This is a genomic window from Rhizobacter sp. P3_B12 (assembly GCF_056402895.1).
Map to the genome: position 1 here is coordinate 1 of NZ_JBFUGN010000197.1, position 8,149 is coordinate 8,149.

Below are 8,149 nucleotides of genomic sequence, written 5' to 3' on the forward strand. Positions count from 1 at the left end.
CCAGGTGGACGTGGCGCGCGAGCGCTTCGCGCGCATCGTCGCGCTGCGCGCCGGCGTGTGCGTGTACGACGGCCCGGCGGCGGGGCTGGACGATGCGGCGCTGCGCGAGTTGTATGCGGGCGAGGTGGCGGCGCAGGCCCCGGAGGCCCCGGCTGCGGCCAGCGGGCTGTTGCCCGAAAGCATGTGCCGCTGATGGAACAGGCCGTGCGTCCGGGCGCTGCGGCGCTGCACGATCCGGCGCTGCTGCGCAGGGTGTCGCTGCTGCTGGTGGCGGCGGTTCTGGCGTGGCCGCTGCTGGTGTGGACCGAGTTCAACCCGGCGACGCTGCTGGACGCGCGCAGCCTGCGGGCGACCTGGAAGTTCGTGTCGGAATTCGTCCCGCCGAAGCACGATGCGGCGTTCCTCGGGCTGCTGCTGCAGGAGACCTGGCGCACCGTCGCCATCGCGACGGCGGGCCTGGCACTGGCGTGGGTGGTGGCGGTGCCGCTGGCCTTCCTGGCGACGGCGCGGCTGTCGCTCAGTGCGATCGCGACGCCGATGGGCCTGCTGCCGGCGCTGCTGCGGCAGGCGATCCGCTGGGTGCTGGTGGTGCTGCGCTCGATCCCCGAGCTGGTGTGGGCGCTGCTGTTCGTGCGGGCGGTGGGCCTGGGCCCGACCTCGGGCGTGCTGGCGATCGCGATCACCTACGGCGGCATGCTGGCCAAGGTGTATGCGGAGATCCTCGAAAGCGGCGACCCTGCGGCCACCCAGGCGCTGCTGCGCAACGGCAGCGGGCGCTTGCAGGCGCTGTGGTTCGGTGCGCTGCCGGAGTGCGCCGGCGAGCTGGTCAGCTACACGGTGTACCGCTGGGAGTGCGCGATCCGCTCGTCGGTCGTGCTGGGTTTCGTCGGCGCGGGCGGGCTGGGCCAGATGCTCGACAGCTCGGCGAAGATGTTCGCCGGCAGTGAGGTGAGCGCGATCCTGCTGGTGTTCGTCGTGCTGGTGTGGGCGAGCGATCGGGTCAGCGCGGTGTTGCGCCGGGTGATGGCATGACGCGCCCTGAACGGTCGTGGTCCGGGTGGCTGGTGCTGGCCGGCGTGCTGGCCCTGGTCGTGGCGAGTTTCGCGAGCCTGGGGCTGCACTGGCGAGAGTTCTTCGCGCCGTCCGAGCTCGTCAAGCTGGCCGGGTTCGGTGCCAGCTTCTTTCCGCCGGAGATGTCGCCTGCGTTCCTGCGGCGCACGCTGGAGGCGGCCGGCGAGACGATCGCGATGTCGCTGCTCGGCACGGTTCTCGCCGCGGCGGCGGGGGTGTGCATGGCGCTGCCGGCGAGCGCCCGCGGAGGGCGGGTGGTGGCGTTGCTGCACGGCGGTGCACGCCTGTTGCTGAACGCGCTGCGCTCGATCCCCGAGCTGGTGTGGGCCTCGCTGCTGCTGATCGCGGCCGGGCTGGGCCCGTTCCCCGGCACGCTGGCGCTGGCCTTGCACACGACCGGCGTGCTGGGCCGGTTGTTCGCCGAGAGCATCGAGAACGCGGCGCCCGGCCCGGCGCTCGCATTGCGCGTGCGCGGCGCTGGTCGCTTGCGCGTGTTCCTGTGGGCGACGCTGCCGCAGGTGCTGCCGCAACTGCTGTCGTACAGCCTCTACCGGTGGGAGAACAACATCCGCGCTGCGGCGGTGCTGGGCGTGGTGGGGGCGGGCGGCCTGGGCCAGATGCTGTACTACCACCTGGGCCTGTTCCAGATGCACGAGACCTGCACGGTGCTGCTCGCGATGATCGCGCTGGTGGCGATCGTCGATGCGGTGTCGTTTGCTGCACGGCTGGCGTTGAACCGCTGAATTCACTCGTCCGCAAGAGGTACATCGGGACCGGTTGACCTCACCCGGACCGGATTTCTACACTGCGCCGCAGCCTGAAAGGGCGAGCGATGTACGGTGGCAGCCGGTACTGTCTCTATCGATATGGAGAACTCATGCAGGATCTGACTCAAGAGGAAATCGACCAGGTATCTGGCGCAGGCGGAGTACGTGACAGCCTCATCGCCGGAGTGATCTGGAGTGGCATTGAGAAAGCGGCAGGTGCGTTGTCTCAGTTTGCGGGCAATGGTCAGCCGCCCAACTATGGGAACACGACCCCGATGGGTGACATGTTCTGATGAAAAAGGGGCTRGATGTTTTTCGTATCTCCGGCCCCATTTCGCTGGGCGCCATTCCCATTGCGATGTCAGTGCGTGCCTTTGTTGCCAACCTGCTTGTATGCCTGATTCCGGGTTTGATGATTGGCGGAGTTCTCAGCTTCGGTTTTTCTGCCTCGCCAGCTCCCGAGAGCGTCGAGATATTCAAATCGGATCACTGGCTGCGTGCGGTATTTCTGCTCTGCGTCTTTGCGCCTTTGGTCGAGAACTGCGTCCTGCTTTATCCGGCGCATCTCATTTCGCAAGCCGTTCGATCGCACTGGCTCGTTTGCGTGATTTCAGCAACGCCGCTGGTTCTGGCTCACGCCTACCCCGGCCGGTGGGAGAAATCCATCGCGGTCGCTTGGCCCTTCATCTGGTTGGTCCACTGCTTCTTCGTCTTGAAAGCGAAGGGCGTTCCGCTCCAATCGCGGTTCTGGTTCATCTTCGCCTTGCACGCCGGCGTGAACGCCGCACTTCTCGGTCTCGTTCACCTCGTCAACCTGATTTTTTGATCATTGCGCGCTGCCACACCGCGCGCCAAGCAAGAGAGAAGCACGTCACCGACCGAGCGCCCGAAGCACCTCGTAGCAAGCACCCATCGTGTCGGCATCCACCTTCCCCGCCGGGCTTTTCTCGTCGCCGAGCGGCCGGTTGTCCTGTGACAGGATCCGGTGCCATCCCCCGTGCGCGTGGTCGACGAAGTGCGCCCAGCTGTGCTCCCACAGGCGGTCGTACCAATCCCAGTAGCCGCCCTCGCCGGTGCGCACCGCCAGGCAGGCCGCGGCGGCCAGTGCCTCGGCCTGCACCGAGGCGTGCTTGTCATGGTCGACGACCGCGCGGTCTGCTGCGAAGCCGCAGAACAGCCCGCCGTGCTTCGCATCCCAGCCGTGCTGCGTCGCGGCCGTGAACAACTCGCGCGCCCGCGGCAGCAGCCAGTCGCTCGGCCGGTGCCGTTCCAGCGTCAGCAACAGCCTGGCCCAGGCCGCATGGTGTCCCGTCTGGAAGCCCCGCGGCCGGGAGCGGTGGTATGCGTTGTCGTCGTCGCCATGATCATCCCGGTCGATCGACCAGTCGAGCCGGTAGTGCTCCCAGACCAGCCCGTGCGACAGTGCCGCCAGCCGCTGCGTGACCGAGCGCGCGAGCGCCTCGGCGCGGTCGAGGAAGCGGCGCTCGCCGGTCGCCTCGAAGGCCGCCAGCATCGCCTGGCAGGCGCGCAGGTTCGCGTTCTGCCCGCGCCAGGGCGCGAGCTTCCACTCGGCACCCGCCTCGTCGGCATACAGCCCGTGCGCCGGCTCCCAGAAGTGCTGCTCCAGCAAGCCGAAGGTCTCGTGCAGCCCGAGCCGGGCGTCCTCGATGTCGGCCCTCAGTGCCTGCGCATGCGCCAGCAGCACGAAGGCGAGGCCCTCGCAGCGGTTCGTCGCGTCGAGCACGTCGCGCTCGCCGTAGTTGCCGCCGGCACCATGCCAGCGCACCTGCCACGCATAGCCGCCGGTGTCGGCGTCGCGGTGCGCATCACGCAGGAAACGCAGCCCGTGGCGCGTCGCCTCGCGCCATTCCGGGCGGCCGAAGTGCCGCGCCGCCATCGCATGGGTGACGACGCCGCACGCGCTGCCGATCAGCTCGCGCGTCTCGCGGTCGCCGACCGTGCCGTCGTCGCGGAAGAACTGGAAGAAGCCGCCGCTCGGGTCGCGGCTGCGGCCCTCGCGGAACGACATCGTGTCGAGGATGTGCCGGCGCAGGAAGTCGGGTGAGCGGAAGTCGATGATCGGTGTCATGCACTGCCTCCTCGCATCGTCCCTGCGGACGTCCGGTTGACATCACCCCACGCGGTTCACCCCAAGGTCTTCACCCCACGACGCGCTGCTCGCTCTTCGCGTCGAACAGGTGCGCATCCTCCGGCTGCCAGCGCAGGTGCACGCTGTCGCCCACATGCTGGTGCACCTTGCCGGCCACGCGCGCCGTCAGCTTGCCGACCGCCGTCTCGACCATCGCATAGGTCTCCGGCCCGGTCGGCTCCAGCATGCTGATCGTGCCCGCCAGGCCCTGCTCGGCGAACGACAGGCTCTCCGGCCGCAACCCGTAGCTGATGCCGGCGCCGTTGGCCGACTGCAGCGCGCCGCGCTGCGCATCGTTCAGCAGCAGCTCCACGCCCTTGGCGCTCAGCCCGTTGGCCGCACGCTCGCTGTCGATGATGTTCATCGCCGGCGAGCCGATGAACTCGGCGACGAAGCGGGTTGCCGGGCGCGAGTAGATGTCGTCGGGCGTGCCGAACTGCTGCACCAGGCCGTCGCGCATCACCGCGATGCGGTCGCCCAGCGTCATCGCCTCGACCTGGTCGTGCGTCACGTAGACGGTGGTGGTCGCGGTGCGCTGGTGCAGCAGCTTGATCTCGGCGCGCATCTCGACGCGCAGCTTCGCGTCGAGGTTGGACAGCGGCTCGTCGAACAGGAACAGCTTCGGGTTGCGCGCGAGCGCCCGGCCCATCGCGACACGCTGGCGCTGGCCGCCCGACAGCTGGCCCGGCTTGCGGTCGAGCAGGTGCTCGATCTGCAGCATCTTCGAGACGCGCTGGATCGCCTCCTGGCGCTGCGCCTTCGGCACGTTGCGCATCTCCAGGCCGAACGCGATGTTCTGCCCGACGTTCATGTTCGGGTACRGCGCGTAGCTCTGGAACACCATCGCGATGTCGCGGTCCTTGGGCAGCGCGTAGGTCACGTCGCGGTCGGCGATGTGGATGCTGCCCGAGGTGGGCGTGTCCAGCCCCGCGATCATCGACAGCAGCGTGCTCTTGCCGCAGCCGGACGGGCCGACCAGGATCAGGAACTCGCCGTTCTCGACCTCGATGTCGATGCCCTTGAGGATCTCCACCGGGCCGTAGCTCTTGCGGACGTTGCGAATTGAAAGTGCACCCATGACGTTTTCTCTTTGAAGCCCGGGCCGGTCAGCCCTTGACGGCGCCGGCGGTGAGGCCGCGCACGAAGTATTTGCCTGCGACGATGTAGACGAACAGCGTCGGCAGCGCAGCGATCATCGCGGCGGCCATGTCGACGTTGTATTCCTTCACCGCGCTCGAGGTGTTGGCCAGGTTGTTCAGGCCGACCGTGATCGGCTTCGACGCGCCGCCCGAGAACACCACGCCGAACAGGAAGTCGTTCCAGATGTTCGTGAACTGCCAGATCAGCGTGACCACCACGATCGGCGTCGACAGCGGCAGCACGATGCGCCAGAAGATGCGCCAGAAGCCCGCGCCGTCCAGCATCGCCGCCTTGATCAGCTCGTCGGGCAGGCCGACGTAGTAGTTGCGGAAGAACAGCGTCGTCGACGGCAGGCCGGCGATGATGTGCACCGCCACCAGCCCCCAGATCGAGCTCGCGATGCCGAACCAGCCCAGCACCTGCGACATCGGCAGCAGCACCACCTGCAGCGGCATGAACATGCCGAACAGCATCATCGCGAACATGAACTCGCTGCCGCGGAAGCGCCACTTGCTCAGCACGTAGCCGTTGATCGCGCCCAGCGTGGTCGACACCGCCACCGCCGGCACCACCATCAGCACCGAGTTGAAGAAGAACGGCTTCAGGCCGCCGCAATCGATGCCGGTGCAGGCGCTCGACCAGGCCTTGGCCCACGACGCGAAGCCGGGTGAGGAGGGCAGCGACAGCAGGTTGCCCTCGCGCACCTCGTTCATGTCCTTCAGCGAGGTCGTGAGCATCACGTACATCGGCATCAGGAAGACCACCGCGAACAGCAGCAGCACGGACCACAGCGCCGCGCGGTGCCAGTTGAATTTGTTTCCCATGTCTTGTTCTCTCGGCGGCCGCTCAGCGCTTGCTGCGCAGCTCGGAATAGAGGTAGGGCACGACCAGCGCCGCCACGGTGGCCAGCATGATCGTCGCGGACGCCGCGCCCAGGCCGATCTGGCCGCGCGAGAACGCCATCGTGTACATGAAGGTGGCCGGCATGTCGGTCGCGTAGCCGGGGCCGCCGGCGGTCAGCGCCATCACCAGGTCGAAGCTCTTGATCGCCAGGTGGCTCAGCACCATCAGCGTGCTGAAGAAGACCGGCCGCAGGCTCGGGATGATGATGCGCCAGTAGATGCGCGGCAGGCTCGCGCCGTCGATCTGCGCGGCCTTCAGGATCGAGTCGTCGATGCCGCGCAGGCCGGCCAGGAACAGCGCCATCACGAAGCCGGCACTCTGCCAGACGCCCGCGATGACCACGGTGTAGATCGCCATGTCGGGGTCGATCAGCCAGCTGAAATGGAAGTTCTCGAAGCCCCAGCCCTGCATGACCTTCTCGAGGCCGAGACCGGGGTTCAGGATCCACTTCCAGGCGGTGCCGGTGACGATGAAGCTCAACGCCATCGGGTAGAGGTAGATGGTGCGCAGCACCCCTTCGACGCGGATCTTCTGGTCGAGCAGGATGGCCAGCAGCAGGCCGATGGCCATGCCGAAGAAGATGAACAGGCCGCCGAAGATGCCGAGGTTCTTCAGCGCGACCCACCAGCGTTCGCTCTCGAACAGGTTGGTGTATTGCTGCAGCCCGATGAATTCATAGTTGGGCAGCAGGCGCGAGGCCGACACCGACAGGTAGCCGTTCCACGCGATCAGGCCGTAGATGAAGAAGAAGGCCAGCAGGAACGACGGTGCGACGACCAGCTTGGGCATCCACTGGCTGAGGCGTACGGAGGCGGAGGGTTTCATGGGCGGGCCAACCGGGGGCGGGACGCGAATGGTGCGCCATCCCCGTGCAACAGGAAGACGGCGCCCGAGTGGGGCGCCGTCCGAGACAGGGCCGAAGCCCTGACAACTACGCTGATTACTTCGTCTTGGCAGCAGCGACCAGGCGGTCCTGCGCCTGGGCCGACGTGATCTTCTCGTCGTTCCAGAACTGCGACACCACGTCCTTGATCGCGCCTTCGGCAGCCGACGGAACCGCCATGCCGTGGGCGATCGACGGGACCAGCGTGCCGGCCTTCGAGGTCGACACGAAGTCGGCTGCCGAGGTCTTCGCGCAATCGTCGAACTTCTTCAGGTCCATGCCCAGGCGAACCGGGATCGAGCCCTTGTTCAGGTTGAACACTTCCTGGAATTCCGGCGACATGATCGCGGTGGCCAGGTCCTGCTGGGCCTTCTGGTTGGCCGGATCCTTCAGCTTGAACAGCGCGAAGCTGTCGACGTTGTAGGTGTACGACTTCGCGGTGCCGGGGGCGGCCACGCAGGTGAAGTCCTTGCCCGGGACCTTGCCGGCGGCCAGGAACTCGCCCTTGGCCCAGTCGCCCATGATCTGCATGCCGGCCTCGCCCTTGATCACCATCGCGGTGGCCAGGTTCCAGTCGCGGCCCGGGGCGTTCTTGTCGGTGTAGCCCTTGACCTTGCGGAAGGTCGTCAGCACCTTGTCCATCGTCGCGCTCTTCAGCGAGCCGGCGTCGAGCTGCACCAGTGCCTTCTTGTAGAAGTCCGCACCGCCGACGCCCAGCGCGACCGCCTCGAACGTGGTGAAGTCCTGCCAGTTCTGGCCGCCGTGGGCGATCGGGATGATGCCGGCCTTCTTCAGCGCTTCAGCGGCGACGAAGAACTCGTCCCAGGTGGTCGGCACCTTGGCGCCGGCCTTCTTGAAGGCTTCCGGGTTGGCCCACAGCCAGTTCACGCGGTGCACGTTGACCGGCGCGGCGACGTAGTGGCCCTGGTACTTCAGGCCGTCGGCGATGGCCTTGGGCAGCAGGTCGTCCCACTTGTTGGCCTTGGCGACGTCGTCCATGTTGGCGAGCACGCCTTCCTTGGCCCATTCCTGGATCGACGGGCCCTTGATCTGCGCCGCGGCCGGGGCGTTGCCCGACACCACACGCGACTTCAGCACCGTCATCGCCGAATCGCCACCACCACCGGCGACCGCGAAGTCCTTCCAGGTGTGGCCCTTCGATTGCATCGTGGCCTTCAGTTCGGCGGCCGCCTTGGCTTCGCCGCCCGAGGTCCACCAGTGCAGGACTTCCACCTC

General features: G+C 67.3%; 9 protein-coding genes and 1 pseudogene. 5 read left to right on the top strand and 5 right to left on the bottom strand.

The features are described 5' to 3' along the window. The 5 genes and pseudogenes from AC1D01_RS13080 to AC1D01_RS13100 all read left to right on the top strand — a co-directional run. Positions 1-193: pseudogene (locus AC1D01_RS13080) on the top strand (phosphonate ABC transporter ATP-binding protein); the annotation flags it as partial. Further along, complete coding sequence (locus AC1D01_RS13085) at positions 193-1,032, top strand: PhnE/PtxC family ABC transporter permease (RefSeq protein ID WP_477866815.1); 840 nt, start codon at positions 193-195, stop codon at positions 1,030-1,032. The pseudogene AC1D01_RS13080 and the gene AC1D01_RS13085, both read left to right, overlap by 1 nt. Next, positions 1,029-1,814 carry a phosphonate ABC transporter, permease protein PhnE gene (gene phnE, locus AC1D01_RS13090; RefSeq protein WP_477866817.1) on the top strand — a complete coding sequence of 262 codons (786 nt, stop codon included), beginning with the start codon at positions 1,029-1,031 and terminating at the stop codon, positions 1,812-1,814. The genes AC1D01_RS13085 and phnE overlap by 4 nt, the downstream gene beginning before the upstream one ends. Before the next feature lie 134 nt (positions 1,815-1,948). After that, positions 1,949-2,131: a hypothetical protein gene (locus tag AC1D01_RS13095; RefSeq protein WP_477866819.1), complete on the top strand. Its 183-nt coding sequence runs from the start codon at positions 1,949-1,951 to the stop codon at positions 2,129-2,131. Continuing rightward, positions 2,131-2,664, top strand: coding sequence for a hypothetical protein (locus AC1D01_RS13100; protein WP_477866821.1), 534 nt, complete (start codon positions 2,131-2,133; stop codon positions 2,662-2,664). The genes AC1D01_RS13095 and AC1D01_RS13100 overlap by 1 nt, the downstream gene beginning before the upstream one ends. 45 nt (positions 2,665-2,709) lie before the next feature. Here the strand turns inward: AC1D01_RS13100 and AC1D01_RS13105 are convergent, their stop codons facing one another. The 5 genes from AC1D01_RS13105 to AC1D01_RS13125 all read right to left on the bottom strand — a co-directional run. After that, complete coding sequence (locus tag AC1D01_RS13105; protein ID WP_477866823.1) at positions 2,710-3,927, bottom strand: AGE family epimerase/isomerase; 1,218 nt, start codon at positions 3,925-3,927, stop codon at positions 2,710-2,712. Between the two features lie 70 nt (positions 3,928-3,997). After that, positions 3,998-5,065 carry an ABC transporter ATP-binding protein gene (locus tag AC1D01_RS13110; RefSeq protein WP_477866825.1) on the bottom strand — a complete coding sequence of 356 codons (1,068 nt, stop codon included), beginning with the start codon at positions 5,063-5,065 and terminating at the stop codon, positions 3,998-4,000. Positions 5,066-5,093: 28 nt separating this feature from the next. Beyond that, positions 5,094-5,951, bottom strand: coding sequence for a carbohydrate ABC transporter permease (locus tag AC1D01_RS13115; protein WP_477866827.1), 858 nt, complete (start codon positions 5,949-5,951; stop codon positions 5,094-5,096). Positions 5,952-5,973: 22 nt separating this feature from the next. Beyond that, positions 5,974-6,855 (bottom strand): carbohydrate ABC transporter permease, encoded by an 882-nt coding sequence (locus AC1D01_RS13120; RefSeq protein WP_477866829.1) that lies wholly within the window; start codon positions 6,853-6,855, stop codon positions 5,974-5,976. A gap of 115 nt (positions 6,856-6,970) precedes the next feature. After that, on the bottom strand, positions 6,971-8,149 hold a 1,179-nt coding region (locus AC1D01_RS13125; protein ID WP_477866831.1), incomplete at its 5' end, for an ABC transporter substrate-binding protein.